This window comes from Micromonospora sp. NBRC 110037, assembly GCF_001652995.1.
GTDB classification, from domain to species: domain Bacteria; phylum Actinomycetota; class Actinomycetes; order Mycobacteriales; family Micromonosporaceae; genus Micromonospora; species Micromonospora chalcea.
Genome location: NZ_BBVA01000010.1, coordinates 204357 through 218223, shown reverse-complemented (window position 1 = coordinate 218223; position 13867 = coordinate 204357). Strand labels below are relative to the sequence as shown.

13 protein-coding genes are annotated in these 13867 nt (G+C 74.6%); 6 read left to right on the top strand and 7 right to left on the bottom strand.

Features of this window, described 5'->3' with window-relative positions; translation table 11 throughout:
• Both A4R25_RS26410 and A4R25_RS26405 read right to left on the bottom strand, forming a co-directional pair.
• Positions 1-366, bottom strand: coding sequence for a hypothetical protein (locus A4R25_RS26410; protein ID WP_064448441.1), 366 nt, complete (start codon positions 364-366; stop codon positions 1-3).
• Positions 363-3266, bottom strand: a complete 2904-nt coding sequence (locus A4R25_RS26405; RefSeq protein WP_064448477.1) for an SseB family protein — start codon at positions 3264-3266, stop codon at positions 363-365. Before A4R25_RS26405 ends, A4R25_RS26410 begins: the two co-directional genes overlap by 4 nt.
• A gap of 152 nt (positions 3267-3418) precedes the next feature.
• Between A4R25_RS26405 and mycP the strand changes: the two genes are divergently transcribed.
• On the top strand, positions 3419-4624 hold the full coding sequence (mycP, locus tag A4R25_RS26400; protein WP_043327278.1) for a type VII secretion-associated serine protease mycosin: 1206 nt from the start codon (positions 3419-3421) through the stop codon (positions 4622-4624).
• A 46-nt stretch (positions 4625-4670) separates the two neighbouring features.
• On the opposite strand, the gene A4R25_RS26395 is transcribed toward mycP, so the two are convergent.
• The gene (locus tag A4R25_RS26395) at positions 4671-4964 is read right to left on the bottom strand and encodes a WXG100 family type VII secretion target (RefSeq protein WP_043327280.1); all 294 of its coding nucleotides are present in this window, start codon (positions 4962-4964) and stop codon (positions 4671-4673) included.
• Between the two features lie 20 nt (positions 4965-4984).
• Positions 4985-5302: a WXG100 family type VII secretion target gene (locus A4R25_RS26390; RefSeq protein ID WP_030503719.1), complete on the bottom strand. Its 318-nt coding sequence runs from the start codon at positions 5300-5302 to the stop codon at positions 4985-4987.
• Positions 5303-5547: 245 nt separating this feature from the next.
• Between A4R25_RS26390 and eccE the strand changes: the two genes are divergently transcribed.
• The 4 genes from eccE to rarD all read left to right on the top strand — a co-directional run bounded on the left by eccE (position 5548) and on the right by rarD (position 9291).
• Positions 5548-7332, top strand: coding sequence for a type VII secretion protein EccE (gene eccE / locus A4R25_RS26385; protein WP_064448440.1), 1785 nt, complete (start codon positions 5548-5550; stop codon positions 7330-7332).
• Positions 7333-7392: 60 nt separating this feature from the next.
• Positions 7393-7779 carry a phage holin family protein gene (locus A4R25_RS26380; RefSeq protein ID WP_030503717.1) on the top strand — a complete coding sequence of 129 codons (387 nt, stop codon included), beginning with the start codon at positions 7393-7395 and terminating at the stop codon, positions 7777-7779.
• 97 nt (positions 7780-7876) lie between these two features.
• On the top strand, positions 7877-8365 hold the full coding sequence (locus A4R25_RS26375) for a GNAT family N-acetyltransferase (protein WP_064448439.1): 489 nt from the start codon (positions 7877-7879) through the stop codon (positions 8363-8365).
• Positions 8362-9291: an EamA family transporter RarD gene (gene rarD / locus A4R25_RS26370; RefSeq protein WP_064448438.1), complete on the top strand. Its 930-nt coding sequence runs from the start codon at positions 8362-8364 to the stop codon at positions 9289-9291. The genes A4R25_RS26375 and rarD overlap by 4 nt, the downstream gene beginning before the upstream one ends.
• A gap of 84 nt (positions 9292-9375) precedes the next feature.
• Here the strand turns inward: rarD and A4R25_RS26365 are convergent, their stop codons facing one another.
• Together A4R25_RS26365 and A4R25_RS26360 are read right to left on the bottom strand one after the other, a co-directional pair.
• Positions 9376-10065, bottom strand: a complete 690-nt coding sequence (locus A4R25_RS26365; protein WP_064448437.1) for an anti-sigma factor — start codon at positions 10063-10065, stop codon at positions 9376-9378.
• Positions 10062-10631, bottom strand: a complete 570-nt coding sequence (locus tag A4R25_RS26360) for a sigma-70 family RNA polymerase sigma factor (protein ID WP_036343884.1) — start codon at positions 10629-10631, stop codon at positions 10062-10064. The genes A4R25_RS26365 and A4R25_RS26360 overlap by 4 nt, the downstream gene beginning before the upstream one ends.
• A gap of 169 nt (positions 10632-10800) precedes the next feature.
• Here A4R25_RS26360 and A4R25_RS26355 point away from each other — a divergent pair, with 169 nt between their 5' ends.
• Positions 10801-12924 (top strand): PhoX family phosphatase, encoded by a 2124-nt coding sequence (locus A4R25_RS26355; protein WP_064448436.1) that lies wholly within the window; start codon positions 10801-10803, stop codon positions 12922-12924.
• A gap of 73 nt (positions 12925-12997) precedes the next feature.
• On the opposite strand, the gene A4R25_RS26350 is transcribed toward A4R25_RS26355, so the two are convergent.
• Positions 12998-13780 carry an IclR family transcriptional regulator gene (locus A4R25_RS26350; RefSeq protein WP_030503712.1) on the bottom strand — a complete coding sequence of 261 codons (783 nt, stop codon included), beginning with the start codon at positions 13778-13780 and terminating at the stop codon, positions 12998-13000.
• Positions 13781-13867 lie beyond the last annotated feature (87 nt).

The following is a 13867-nucleotide window of genomic DNA, read 5'->3' as shown; positions in this document are numbered from 1 at the left end:
TCAGACCCGCTGCTCGCCCAGGTCGGCCACCTCGGTCGCGGGCGCCCAGCCCTGGTAGACGCCGAAGTCGAACGCCTCCAGCCCCATCGCCTCGGCCACCGGCCAGCGCCCACCCGTGTACTCCAGCCGCAGCCAGCCCTCGTGCTCGGCCAGCACGATGAACGGCTGTCCCTGCCAGGTGCAGGTGGTCCGCACGTACGCGAGATCGTCGACCTCGGCCGCCGGCACCACCCGGACGTACCGGCCGGGGCGTACCTCGGTGAACCCCTCCTCCGGGCCGGGCTGGTAGAGGCGGATGTCGTCGCAGTCGGGGCTGGCCTGGTACTCCCGCCCCCGCCAGCGGGCCACGTAGCCGTCGCGGGTCACGCCTCGTCCGCCTTCCGCCAGACCAGCGCGTCGGTGTCCAGGACCGCGACCAGCCGCGTGGCGCCGTCCGCGCCGAGCCGCCACAGCTCGGCGCCGTGCGGCAGGCGGGCGCTGTCCACCTTGAACTCGGCGATCACGTCGCTGCTCTCCCCGGGAGCGAAGCCGTTGCCGCGGAACGGCGGCCGCTCGATCACCCAGCCCTCCATCGCCCGCATCGCGGCCTCGTTCGGCCCGCCGTAGGGGATCCGGTAGAGGCTCGGCCGGTAGGCCGGCCAGCGCAGCAGGTAGATCTCCTCGTCGTCCGGGGAGAACGGCGAACCCGGGTGGCCGAGCCCGAGCGCCCGGTACAGCTCCGCCGGGCTGTTCAGGTGCGCCAGTTCCCCGGCCCGGTGCACGAAGCCGGAGACCCGGTCGTAGCCACGCTCCAGGTAGTACGCGAGCTGGCTCGCCGCGATCGCCTTCTGCATGGTCACCGGCTGGTTCGCGGCGATCGTCGGCGCCTCCGGGCGCTGTCGTTCCGCCGGCTGCTGCGCGGCGGCCGGCTCCGGGTCGTCGCCGAGGCCCACCTCGGCCGCCCAGTTGGCGAGCGCGAGAACCTGCTCCCCCGGGTACGTCGCGCCGACCGGGCTGTCCGGGTTCACCCGGAACGACCAGGACACGTCCGGCCACTTGCGAATGAGCTGGACGAACTTGACCCGTACCGTCTCGACCGCGTCTCCGGCGTGCTCGGCGAGGCGTTCCGGGGAGGTGTAGACCGAGACGGACGTCTCGCCGTCCACCGGCTCGGTGTGCCAGACGAACCCCGGCTCACCCGGCCGGCTGCCCGCGGCCGAGTCGGGCGCGGCCGGCAGCAGCACCCGGGCCAGCAGCAGGGTGGTGAGGAAGCCGTCGGTGCTCCCGCTGCCCGCGGCGGCCAGCAACTCCTCCTCCACGTTGTTCGCCGGCACGAAGTCGGCCGGAGCGGCGGCGCTCACCGGGTCGCCGTCGATCGGCGCCGGCTCCGCCACGGGCGCGGGCGGCGCCGAGGTGTCCGGCGTCTCGTGCGGGGTGGACAGCGCGACGGTCGGCTCACCCGGCGCGAACAGCGACGTGGTGACGGAGTCGTCGAAGGCCGCCGGTTCGGCCTCGGTGGCCGGCTGCGTGGCCGGCTCGGCGTCGGCGGCCGGCTCGAAGAGCGACACGGTGGCCTGTTCCCCGGCGGTGGCCGGCGCGAACAGGGCCGCCGTCTGCTCGGGCGGCGTCGGCGCGAACAGCGAGGTGGTCGGCTCGGCAGCCGGCGTGTGCGCCTCGAACAGGGAAACCGTGGGTTCGGCCGTCGAGGTGAACGACACCGTCGGATCGTCGAGCCGCCCGGCCCGGTCGAACGGCGCCGTCTCGGCCGGCGCAACGGTGTGGGCGGCCTCGGTGAGGTTCATCGTCTCGTCGCCGGTCGTCAGCAGCGGGTCGGCCGGGAGCGGCGCGGTCGGGTCACCGGCCCAGGGTGCCGCCGCGTGATCGGCCGGCACGGCACGCACCGGGTCGGCGTACTGCGCGGACCAGGGCTGATCGGGCTCGGTCAGGTCGCGGGCCTCGATGACCGTGCCCTCGATGACGATGGGGGTGAAGTCCCGGCGCGGCGCGGGCGGGCTCGACACCGGCTCGGCCATCGAGGGCGACAGCGCCTCCGTCGGGTCCTCGGCAGCGTTCCAGGGCGGGGCCTCCCGGTCGGGGCCGACCGGGTCGGCCCACGTGTCCGTCGCGGGGGTGGCAGGGCCGGAGTGACGCCGGGGCAGCGTCCCGATGGCGTCCTCGGGTGGGCGGCTCGGCCGGAACGCCTGGGTCGCCTCGTCGGTCCGGAGCGCCGGAGGCGGCTCGTCCGCCTGCGCCGCGAACGCCTGGGTGGGGTCCTCCCGTACCGGCTCGTTCAGCGGACGGCGACGCGGAAACGGCTGGCCACCGGCGAACCGGGTCGGCGGGGTGGCCCGGTCGGCGGCCCGCCGTGGCGCGTCCAGCGGTGACGGGCGCCGGGCCGAGCGACCGGAGGCGGGCTCGAAGAAGGACCGCGACGGTGGCGGTGGCGTGGGGGTCGGCGGCGGCTCGTCGGTCGACGCGGGCTCGGCGGCGAAGGGGTCCGGCTCGTCGGGGCGGCGGCGCAGGTCGGTGAGCCAGCCGTCCAGGGCGTCCGTACCCGGTTCGTCGCCCGGGTCGGCGCGGCCCGGGCTGTCCCGGTCCGGCTCCCGGCGGCGGGGCGGCACGGTCGGCAGCCGCCGCCCCAGCACCGAACCGCCGCGTACCGGCACCGTCGGCGGCTCGTCGTCCGCAGTCCGCCGTCCGCCCCGGTCGCCCGGCACCGCCGGAGGCGGCACCGCGGGAGGCGGAACGGCTGCGGGCGGAACCGCGGGAGCCGGAACGACAGGGGGCGGGACGGCGGCCGGCGGGACGGGTACGGCGGACGGGCGAGGCGCGGAATCGGGTACGCCGTTGCGAGCGCTCCGGGCCGCGCCCTCCACCCGCTCCAGCCGGGCCCGAGCGCCCATGGTCCGCCCCGGCAGCCGGACGTCGCCCCGGGAGAGCTGAGCGACGTACCAGGCGGGCAGGTAGCCCTCGATCGGCAGCCCGGGGTTGACCGCCAGCCACCACTCCGGGTTGGGCCAGCCGTCCGCCAGTTCCGGGTAGGGGACACGGCGGGCCGTGCCGGCGTTCTCCCCCAGGCTGGCCCGCAGCGCGGCGGCGGAGGTGAAGGCGAGCACGTGCGTGCGGCCGCCGGAGGTCCAGGTGCCCCATCCGCCGGCCGGGCCGCCCGCGACCGGCAGAAACAGATCGACGCGCGTCAGCACCCGAAAGTACTGCTGCTGGTCCTGGGCGCGCAGCGCGTCCCGCATCGCCACCTCGGCCTCGGTGGCCGGCTCCCATCCGGTCACGGCCACCTCTCCTTCCGCGAACAGGCCACAGGCATCGCCTACAACCTACAAGGTGGCAGCAAGATCAGGACTTCTGGCCATCGACGGTCCGCCCCGATGTCCACGAGGCGATAACATCCCGTCCCGGAGCCGACACGTTACGGAGGTCGTCGATGTATCGGCCTGTCGCGCACCCGGCCGTGGCCGCCCTGGCGACGCTCCTCGCCGTCGGGTCTCCGGTCGCCCCCGCGGCGGCTCGCGCGCCGGCCGGCTGCGCCTCGCCACCCGCCCCGGCGCGGCCGGTCGCGCAACAGCCGTGGCCGCAGCAGCGGTACGCCCCGGACCGGCTCGCCCCGCTCGCCACCGGCGCCGGAGTCGTGGTCGCGGTGATCGACTCGGGCGTGGACCGGTCCCATCCGCAGCTCGCCGGGCGCGTCCTGTCCGGCGCCGACTTCCTCGACCCGGGCGGGGACGGCACCCGGGACTGCGCCGGGCACGGCACCGGTGTCGCGAGCATCGTCGCCGCCGCCCCGCAGCCCGGCGTCGCGTTCCGCGGCCTCGCGCCGGACGCGCGCATCCTGCCGGTACGGGTGAGCGAGCAGCAGGTGGTCGAGGGGCGGGAGTCGGGGCGTACCGTCGACGCGGCCGGTTTCGCCCGGGCGATCCGGTGGGCGGTGGACCACGACGCCGACGTGCTCAACCTGTCGGTCGTGCTGTACGCGGACGACCCCGACGTGCGCGCCGCCGTCGCGTACGCGCTGCGACAGGACGTGGTGGTGGTGGCCGCCGCCGGGAACCTGCACGACAACGGCGATCCCCGGCCCTACCCGGCCGCGTACGACGGCGTGCTGGGGGTGGGCGCGATCGGCCCGGACGGCACCCGCTCGGCGTTCTCCCAGACCGGCCCGTACGTCGACGTGGTCGCCCCGGGCAGCGAGGTGCTGATGGCGGCGCCCCGCCAGGGACACCACCGGGCGGAGGGCACCAGCTACGCCACTCCGTTCGTGGCCGGCACCGCGGCGCTGCTGCGTCAGTACCGGCCCCGGCTGAGCGCGGACGAGGTGGCCGCCCGGATCGTGGCCGCCGCCGACCCGGCCCCGGGACGGGAGACCGGCTACGGAGCGGGGGTGCTCAACCCGTACCGGGCGGTGACCGAGTCGGCGGGCGTGGTGGACTCCCGGCCCCGGCCGGGCGCCGCGCTGCCCGCCGACCGGCCGGATCCGGCCGCGCTGGCCCGCGAGGCTCGCCGCGGGACGGCCCGGGACCGGGCGCTGCTGACCGCCGCCGTCGTGGGCGGGACCGTGGCACTCGTGGCGGCGCTCGCCCTGGTGCTGCCGCGCGGAGCACGGCGCCGCTGGCGGGCGGCCGACCCGGCCTGAACCGCCGTGCGGCCCGGATCGGCAGACCCGGGCCGCACGGGACGCTTCACTGGAACAGGTTGGTGTTGCGCTTCTCGGTGTCGAGGTAGTCGGCCGCGGAATCCTCCACCGCGAGCTTGATGTCGCGCAGCATCGCCTGCAGGTCCTGCGAGGCGGCCCGCCACCGGGACTGCCGCACCTCGTACGCCTCGCGGGCGGCGCCGTTCCAGCTCGCCACCAGCGGGGCGGCGTCGCGTTCCAACTGGCCGAGCTGGCTCTCCAGGGTGGACAGCGCCCGTTGGATGTCGGCGCCGGCCTGTTGCAGGGCGGCGAAGTTGACGACCAGCACACCGTGCTCCATGAGTTCGATCCTTCCGGTTGTCAGAGCGGCAGCTGGATGCCGCGGTTGGTGCCCGCCACCCGGCCGGCGGCCTCGGTGTCGGACAGGTCGTACTGCCGGCCGGCGGTGCGGATCGCGGTGGCGGTCTCCCGCAGCGCCCGCTGCAGGGCCGCCTGGTCCTGCGCCCACTGCTGCTTGACCTGCGCGAACGAGCGCCCTCCGGCGCCCCGCCAGGCCTGCTGCAGCACCTCCAGCTCGGCCATCAGGCCGCTGAGCATGGTCTGCAGCGACTGGTCGACCTGCTCGAACTTCGCGGCGGTCTGCTGCATCACCGCGGCTTCTGCCTGGGTCTGGGACATCCCGGACGTCACCTCGTCTCCTCGGTCGTGGCTGGTCACCCCGGTGACCACCGTGGACTCGCCGGGGGCGCCCGGGCCGGTGGAGGGGAAGACCAGGCGGCGGCGGACACGCGACTCGACGATTTCGTCGCTGACGGTAGCCGCCCCACTCCGGTTCTGCTACCCCCTCGGGCTCCCCTGTGGACAACTCGGCCATTACGATGTGCCACGGTGACGTCACAGCGGGACCCGGGCGAGGAGGTGCGGTGGCCGCGACGACAACGACCCGGCCGGCCGCGTCCGCGCCACTGTGGACACGGCGGCCGGGCGCGCGGCAGCGGGCCGGTCAGGTCGTGGCGACACAGGTCGCGGCGGCCGTGCTGGTGGCCGCCGCCGGGCGGGGTTTCGTGGCGACCGCCGCCGCGCTGCTCACCGCCGCGCTCATGCTGCCGGCCGCGTGGATCCGGGTACGCGGCCGCTGGCTGCACGAATGGCTCGTCACCGCCGTCGCGTACCTGACCCGGCGCCGCGCCCTGCCGTCGGCCGCCGATCCGGCGGCGCTGCTGGAACTGGTCCGGCCGGGGGCGGTGGCCGGCTCCACCGAGCTGGCCGGCGGTCCGGCCGCGGTGCTGCACGACGCCGCCGGCCTGACCGCGCTGCTGGAACTCGGCGACCCGGACGACCTGCTCGGTGACCACGCGCGCCGGCTGCCCGTACCGTCCGACCTGCTCCCGCCGAGCGGCCCGGACGCCCCAGCGGTCCGGTTGCAGCTCGTCTTCTCGTCCTCCCCCGCGCCCGTGCCGGCCGTCGCGGGCGGTCCCGCCGGGACGTCCTACCGGCAGCTCACCGACGGCCGGGTGCCGGGGCGGACGCGCGCGGTCCTGGCCGTCCAGGTGTTGCGGGCGGACGGCTGGCCGGACGAGGAGTTGCTGCGGGCGCTCTCCGGCACGCTGCGGCGGATCGTCCGCCGGCTCGGGCCGCTCACCGCCCGGCCGCTCGGCGGGGACGCGGCGCTGCGGGTGATCGCAGAGCTGGCCCATCACGAGCCCGGCGCCCCGGTCCGGGAGACGTGGCCGCTGCTCACCGTGGGCGGGCTGGCGCAGGCCACCTGGCGACTGCGCCGGTGGCCCGATCCGCGGGGCGAGCCCTCCCCGGGGCTGGTCACCCGGCTGCTCGCGGTGCCCGCCACCGCCACCACCGTCGCGCTGACGGTCGGACCCCGCGCCGGGACGAATCCGGCCCCGGCCGAGCTGGCGGTGCGGGTCGCCGCCGGCAGCGCGGACGAGTTGTCGGCGGTGGATCGGACGCTTCGGCGCGTCGCCGGTGACGTCGGCGGGGAGCTGCGCCGGCTCGACGGGGAGCACCTGGCCGGGCTCGCCGCCACGCTGCCGCTCGGGGTGACCGGTGGGTCCGGGTCGCCGCCGCCCGCACTGGAACTGCCCCCGGCCACCGCCGGTCTGATGGTGGGCGCCAACCGCCACGGCGCCGCGCTCACCGTGCGCCTGTTCCGGCCCGCCCCGACACGGGTGCTGCTGATCGGCGGTGTGCCGGCCGCTCAACTGCTCGTGCTGCGGGCGCTGGCGCTGGGCGCCCGGGTGGCGGTGCAGACCGGCCGTCCCCGGGCCTGGGAGCCGTTCGTCCGCGGCGTCGGGACGCTCGGTGGCGGCGTACCGCTGCTTCCGCCGGGGCGTCCGCCCGGCGGCGCGCCCGCCTCACCGCTGTGCCCGCTGCTGGTGGTGGTCGACGTCGGCCCGGTGCCGCCGGAGGCCGGGACGGACGCGGCCTGGCAGTCCGTGCTCGTGGTCCGCGACGAGCTGACCGCGGCCGACACGGCGACGCTGGCCCGCGCCGACCTGGCGATCCTGCAGCCACTCGACCCGGACGAGGCGGCGCTGGCCGGAGCGGCGCTCGGGCTCGGCGGATCCGCCGACTGGTTGACCCGCATCCGCGACGACATGGTGGCGGTGGTCAACCGGCGGGCCCTGCGGTGGGCGCTGCTCTCACCGACGCCTGTGGAGTCGCAACTGGTCGGTCGCCCGGTGCGACGCTGAGGCGCGCGGGGGGCGTCACGCTGCTTTCCCTGGTGGTACGTCCGTGGCACGATCCCGGCCATGGATTTCCTGAAGGGTCTTCTGATTCGTGTGGGCTCGACGGCAGTGGCGTTCTGGCTCGCCACGCTGCTCATCCCCGGCATATCGCTGGACTCCGGGTCGGCCACCGAGACGGTGATCACGCTGGTTCTCGTCGCGGTGATCTTCGGAGTGGTCAACGCGGTGCTCCAGCCGATCATCAAGACCGTGGGTTGCGGCTTCTACCTGCTCACCCTCGGTTTGATCGCGCTCGTGGTGAACGGCCTGCTCTTCCTGCTCACCAGTTGGATCGCCGGTGAGGCCGGGTTGCCCTTCCACGTGGACGGGTTCTGGCCGGAGGCGGTGCTGGGCGCGCTGTTCGTCGGCATCGTCACCTGGATCCTGGGCGCCGTCCTCGACCGCGACTGACACCCCCGGTCCCGGCCGGGCGCGACGGCGACCGGCCGGGTCCACCAGGAGGGAATTGGCTGGCGAGCGGCCCGGGTGTCGGCGCTAGCGTCGGCGGGTGTTCACTGTGACCCGCGCGGACGGCTACCAGATCAGCACCGACCCGGACCGGATCGACCTGGACCGGGTGCACGCCTGGCTCGCCGGCGACGCCTACTGGGCGCGGGGGCGGGAGCGGGAGACGGTCGCGCGCTCGTTCGCCGGCTCGATCGGCTTCGGCGTCTACCGCCCCGGTGACGGCCGGCAGGTCGCTGTCGCCCGGGTGGTCACCGACCGGGCCACGTTCGCCTGGCTCTGCGACGTCTACGTCGACCCGGCCGAGCGCGGTCGCGGGCTGGGCACCTGGCTGGCCGGCGCGGTCCGCGACCACTTGGCCGAGCTGGGCGTACGCCGGATCCTGCTGGCGACGCTCGACGCGCACGGGGTCTACGCGAAGCTCGGCTTCCGCCCGGTCGCGCCGGATCGGTGGATGGAGCTGGATCAGCGGGTGACGCCGGTCACCGATAAGGATCAGCAGACAGATCCACCACTTACGGTGGAGCGGTGAACCAGCTCCGGCTCGGCTACCTGTACGGCGTCGGCGCGTACCTGATCTGGGGTTTCTTCCCGATCTACCTGAAGCTGCTGCGCCCGGCCGGGCCGATGGAGATCCTCGCGCACCGGATCCTCTGGTCGGTGGCGTTCGTGGCGTTGCTGCTGGCCGCCACGCGGCACGCCGGTTTCCTGCGCAGGCTGGCCGGGCGGCCGCGGGCGCTCGCCGGCATCGGGCTCGCCGCCGCGCTGATCGCCGTCAACTGGGGCACGTACATCTACGGCGTGAACTCCGGCCGGGTGGTGGAGACGGCGCTCGGGTACTTCATCAACCCGCTGGTGTCGGTGCTGTTCGGCGTCTTCCTGCTGCGCGAACGGCTGCGCCCGGCGCAGTGGGCGGCGCTCGGCGTCGGCGGGCTCGCGGTGGCGGTGCTCGCCGTCGACTACGGCCGGCTGCCCTGGCTGGCGCTCACCCTGGCGTTCAGCTTCGCCGGGTACGGCCTGGTCAAGAAGCGCCTCGCGCTGCCCGCCACGGAAGGGCTGTTCGTGGAGTCGGCGGTGCTGGCGCTGCCCGCGCTGGCGTACCTGGGCTGGCTGTCGGCGCGCGGCGACTCGACGTTCGGGCACGTCTCGGCCGGGCACACCGCGCTGCTGGTGCTGGCCGGCGCTGCCACCGCGATCCCGCTGCTGCTGTTCGCCGGGGCGGCGAACCGGCTGCCGCTGTCCACTGTCGGCATGCTGCAATATCTGGCCCCGATCCTCCAGCTCGGCTGCGGCGTGCTGATCTTCCACGAGCCGATGCCCGCGGTCCGGCTGGCCGGCTTCGCGCTGGTGTGGCTGGCCCTGATGGTCTTCACCGCCGACGCCCTGCGCCACTCCCACCGCACCCGCCAGGCCACCCGCACCCCCACCCCGGCCGCCGCACCCACCCCGTCCCGCTGATCTTGCACTTACCGCCCCGGCGAAAGGGACCAATCACCCGCGCCGAGGGCCGCAACTGCAAGATCAACGGGGAGGGGACGGCGGTCAGCGGAAGTCGTAGGCCAGGACGGGGGAATTGGCGCCTCGGAGGAGTTCCAGGCGGACCAGTTCACCCTTGGTGAACCGGGTTACCCCGGAGAACCGCAGGTCGTCGCCGGGGGCGGCGAGCCAGGAGCCGATCTGCTCCGTCGCGCCGTCCGGGCCGTGCGCCACCAGCCGGAACGTGTACGCCTCCCGGTGCCCGGCCCGCCTGTCGTAGCCGCAGTGCATGGTGACCTCGGTGCCCCACGGCGTCTCGGTCAGCCCCACCTCGGCGTGCACCGGCACCGTCCCGGCCACCGGCCGCATGGAGGTCAACGCCACCTGCGGCGTGGACGGCTCGGCCGACGGCTGGACCAGCGCCACCCCGACGCCGGCCAGCACCGCGAGCGCGGCGGCGGCGAGCGCGGTCAGCGCGTACCGGCGGCGGGAGCGGGACCGCTCGCGGCGCTTGCGCTCCCGCGCGGCGTCGAGCAGCGCGGGCACCCGCGACGTCTCCGGTCCGACCTCCAGGAACTGCTCCAGGCCGGCCGGGTCGAGCCGGCCCAGCAGGCCGGGCAGCACTGCGATCTCGGCCACCGCCTCCCGGCACTGGGCGCAGCCGGCCAGGTGCCGCTCGTAGGCGACCCGGTCCGCCGGGGCGAGGGCACCGAGCACGTACGCCCCGTCGTCGTGCGCGAACTCGCAGCGTGTCATCCGGTCACCCCCATCTCGGCCAGCGCCAACCGTAGTGAGCGCAGCGCGTAGTGGGTACGCGACTTCACCGTGCCGGGCGGTACGCCCAGCCGCGCCGCCGCCTCCGCCACCGAACGCCCCTGGTAGAAGCACTCGACGAGCACTTCCCGATGGGTCGGGCTGAGCCGGTTGAGCGCCTCGGCCACGGTCCACGCCTCCACCGCGCGCTCCGTCTCGTCGACCGTCTCGGCGGTCTCCGGCAGTTCGTCCGTGTACACCTCGCCGACCCGGGCCGAGCGCCGCCGCCAGGCGTCGATGGCCAGGTTCCGCGCCGTGGTGAACAGCCAGGCGCGTACCGAACCGCGTCGCGGGTCCAGCGACTCGGGGTGCCGCCAGGCGCGCAGCAGCGTCTCCTGCACCAGGTCCTCGGCGCGGGGCCGATCGCCGTTGACCAGCCGCAGGGCGTGCGCGTACAGCGCGTCGGCATGCTCGTCGTGCAGCGCGCGCAGCAGTTGGGCGTCGTGGTCGCTGATGGCGGTACCTCGCTTCCGGCGGCGGGGAGACCGGCGATGTGTACGCCCTTCCATACGTGCCGTGTCGCCGAACGGTTCAGCCGCAGGTCACGACGGAGCTGTTCACGTCCGGTTCAGCTGCGGGCCGACCGCCGCTCACGGCGCCCTGGCAGCGTCCGGCGGGTGAGCGCGGGCTCCCTCGCCCGTGCGCCTTCCCCCTCGTCCGATCTGGAGGCTCCACCTCATGAGCGACCGGCCTCGCCTGCTTCCGCTGCTCGGTGGCACCCGCCACGGCAGCCGCGACGCGATGACCTGTCTGTACCGGTGCGGCAACGCCTGCGACCACCCGGTGCCCAACCCGACCGACAACCCGTACTTCGGGGACGTGGTCGACACCGAGATCTCCCGGCGCGGCGTGGTCCGGGCCGGCGCGGTCGGCGCGCTGGTGCTCGGCTTCGGCGGCGCCGCGGCGGGCGCGCTGGCCGGGTCCCCGGCGGCCGCCGCCCCCGCCGCTCCGCCGGTGCCCGGCGAGGGCGGGGTGGCCGCCACCGGCGCGGGTCGTCCCGGCAGCGGCGCGCTGACGTTCAAGCCGATCCCGCCGAACAAGCTCGACACGCTCGTCGTGCCGAACGGGTACGACCACTCGGTGGTGATCCGCTGGGGTGACGAGGTCGTGCCCGGCGCGCCCGCGTTCAACCTGGGCCGGCAGACCGCCGCCGCCCAGTCCAAGCAGTTCGGCTACAACAACGACTTCGTCGGCGTGCTGCCGATCGACCGTCGGCGCGCGCTGCTCGTGGTGAACCACGAGTACACAAACGAGGACCTCATGTTCCCCGGCTTCACCAGCCAGGACGCGCTGACCGTGGAGCAGGTGCGGGTGGCGATGGCCGCGCACGGCATGTCAGTGGTCGAGCTGGAGCGGGTGGAGAACACCGGGCAGTGGCAGCCGGTCCGGCGCGGTCGGCGCGAGTACAACCGCCGGGTCACGGCGCTGGCGACGAAGTTCGAGATGACCGGCCCGGCGGCCGGGTCGGCGTGGCTGCGTACCGCCGCCGACCCGAAGGGCCGGACCGTCGTCGGCACGCTCAACAACTGCGCCGGCGGCGTCACCCCGTGGGGCACTGTGCTCTCCGGCGAGGAGAACTTCAACCAGTACTTCGTCGGCGGCGACGCGGTGGCCGAGGAGCAGAAGGCGAAGTTGACCCGCTACGGCATCCCGACCGACGTGCGCTACCCGAGCGGCAGCCGCAAGTGGGACCGGGCGGACGAGCGCTTCGACCTGGCCCGGCACCCCAACGAGGCGAACCGGTTCGGCTGGGTCGTCGAGATCGACCCGTTCGACCCGCAGTCCAAGCCGCGCAAGCACACCGCGCTGGGCCGGTTCAAGCACGAGGGCGCGAACGTCATCGTGGCGCGCGACGGCCGCGTGGTCGCGTACATGGGCGACGACGAGCGCTTCGACTACCTCTACAAGTTCGTGTCGGACAAGAAGTTCATGCCGGGCAAGTCCTCGGTGGCCCGGCGGCACAACCTGACGCTGCTGGAGTCGGGCACGCTCTACGTCGCCAGGATCGAGGGGGACAGCCCGGCCGCCGAGATCGACGGTTCCGGCAAGCTCCCGGCCGACGGCGGTTTCGGCGGCCGGGGGCGCTGGATCAAGCTGGTCAGCGGCAACCGCTCGTACGTCGACGGCATGACCGCCGCCGACGTGCTCACGTTCACCCGGCTGGCCGGGGACAAGGTCGGCGCGACGAAGATGGACCGCCCCGAGGACGTCGAGCCGAGCCTGCTCACCGGCAAGGTGTACGTGGCGCTGACGAACAACAGCGACCGCGGCAAGGCGGGCAAGGCCCCGGCCGACGAGGCGAACCCGCGCAACAGCAACCGGCACGGGCAGATCCTGGAGCTGGTCGAGGACCGCGGCGACAACACGGCCGAGACCTTCGCCTGGTCGCTGCCGATCGTCTGCGGCGACCCGGCCGACGCCTCGACGTACTTCGCCGGGTACGACAAGACCAGGGTCTCGCCGATCTCCTGCCCGGACAACGTCGCCTTCGACGCCACCGGCAACCTGTGGATCTCGACCGACGGCAACGCGCTGGGCAGCAACGACGGCCTGTTCGCCACCGCCGTGGAGGGCCCGGAGCGAGGTCACCTGAAGCAGTTCCTCACCGTGCCGCTCGGCGCGGAGACCTGCGGCCCGTTCATCACCGGTGACAACCGCTCGGTCTTCGTGGCGGTGCAGCACCCGGGCGAGGTGACCGGCGCGTCGGTGGAGAACCCGGCCTCCACCTGGCCGGACGGCGACTTCGCCAAGCCCGGCGTGGTGGTCACCTGGCGCCTCGACGGCGGCCCGGTCGGCAGCTGACCCGCCCCGGGAGCGGTCCGGCGCTGGTCCGCTCCGCGAGGGGCCGTCGACCCACCAGGTCGGCGGCCCTTCGTCAGTTCTCGGAGGCGATGCCGTCGGCGATCGACCTGGCGGCGGTGAGCAGCTTCGCGCGGACCACCCGGGCCGACGTCATCATCTCGCCGGCCGGCAGCGCGCACGCCAGCACCACCCGGCGCTCGATGTCCTTGTCCGGGGCGACGAGCACCGCCGCGCACGCCACGCCCTGCCGGAACTGCCCGAGTTCCAGTTGCATGCCGCGCCGGTCACCGGCGGCCAGGTCGGCCTCGAACGCCTCCACGGTGGTGAGGGTGGCGGTGGTGAACGGGCGCATGCCGTACTCGCGCAGGTAGCGGAAGCGCTGTTCGGTGGTGAGCGTGGCGAGCAGGCTCTTGCCGAGCGCGGTGGCGTGGGCGCCCTCGTCGAAGCCCGGCACCAGGTCTTCCAGGAAGGGCGAGCGCGGCCCCTCGGCGGAGGCGGTCACCGCCACCTGCCCGCCGATGAAACGGCCGAGGTAGTGGCTCCAGCCGGTGTCCGACGCCGCGCGGCGCAGCGCCTCGCCGACCGCGGGCGGCCCGCGGAACGCGGTGACCAGCTCGCGGTAGCGGTCGGCCACCTCCAACCCCACGATGTACGTCCCGTCCTCGCGCCGGATCACATAGCCCTCGTACGCGAGCGTGCGCACCAGGTGGTAGGTCGTGGCGACTGTCAACTCGCAACGCCGGGCGATCTGCTTCACGGTGAGCCCTCTCGGCGCACGGCCGACCGACTCGAGCACTCGAAGCGCGCGGGACACGCTGCGGATCAGGTCCGAGGGTTCCGCCAAGGGGTCGCGCACAACCACCTCCGCCGCCGGGGACTTACACCATATGAAAAACCGGCCGAGTGCGAAATGCCTGTTCGGATGGAGGATGCCAGATCACCG

Excerpts from the sequence above, each read along its gene's own strand:
- mycP (WP_043327278.1), top strand. The coding sequence starts at position 3,419 with ATGTATCGGCCTGTCGCGCACCCGGCCGTGGCCGCCCTGGCGACGCTC.
- A4R25_RS26395 (WP_043327280.1), bottom strand. The coding sequence starts at position 4,964 with ATGGAGCACGGTGTGCTGGTCGTCAACTTCGCCGCCCTGCAACAGGCC.
- A4R25_RS26390 (WP_030503719.1), bottom strand. The coding sequence starts at position 5,302 with ATGTCCCAGACCCAGGCAGAAGCCGCGGTGATGCAGCAGACCGCCGCG.
- A4R25_RS26380 (WP_030503717.1), top strand. The coding sequence starts at position 7,393 with ATGGATTTCCTGAAGGGTCTTCTGATTCGTGTGGGCTCGACGGCAGTG.
- A4R25_RS26365 (WP_064448437.1), bottom strand. The coding sequence starts at position 10,065 with ATGACACGCTGCGAGTTCGCGCACGACGACGGGGCGTACGTGCTCGGT.
- A4R25_RS26360 (WP_036343884.1), bottom strand. The coding sequence starts at position 10,631 with ATGGAAGGGCGTACACATCGCCGGTCTCCCCGCCGCCGGAAGCGAGGT.
- A4R25_RS26355 (WP_064448436.1), top strand. The coding sequence starts at position 10,801 with ATGAGCGACCGGCCTCGCCTGCTTCCGCTGCTCGGTGGCACCCGCCAC.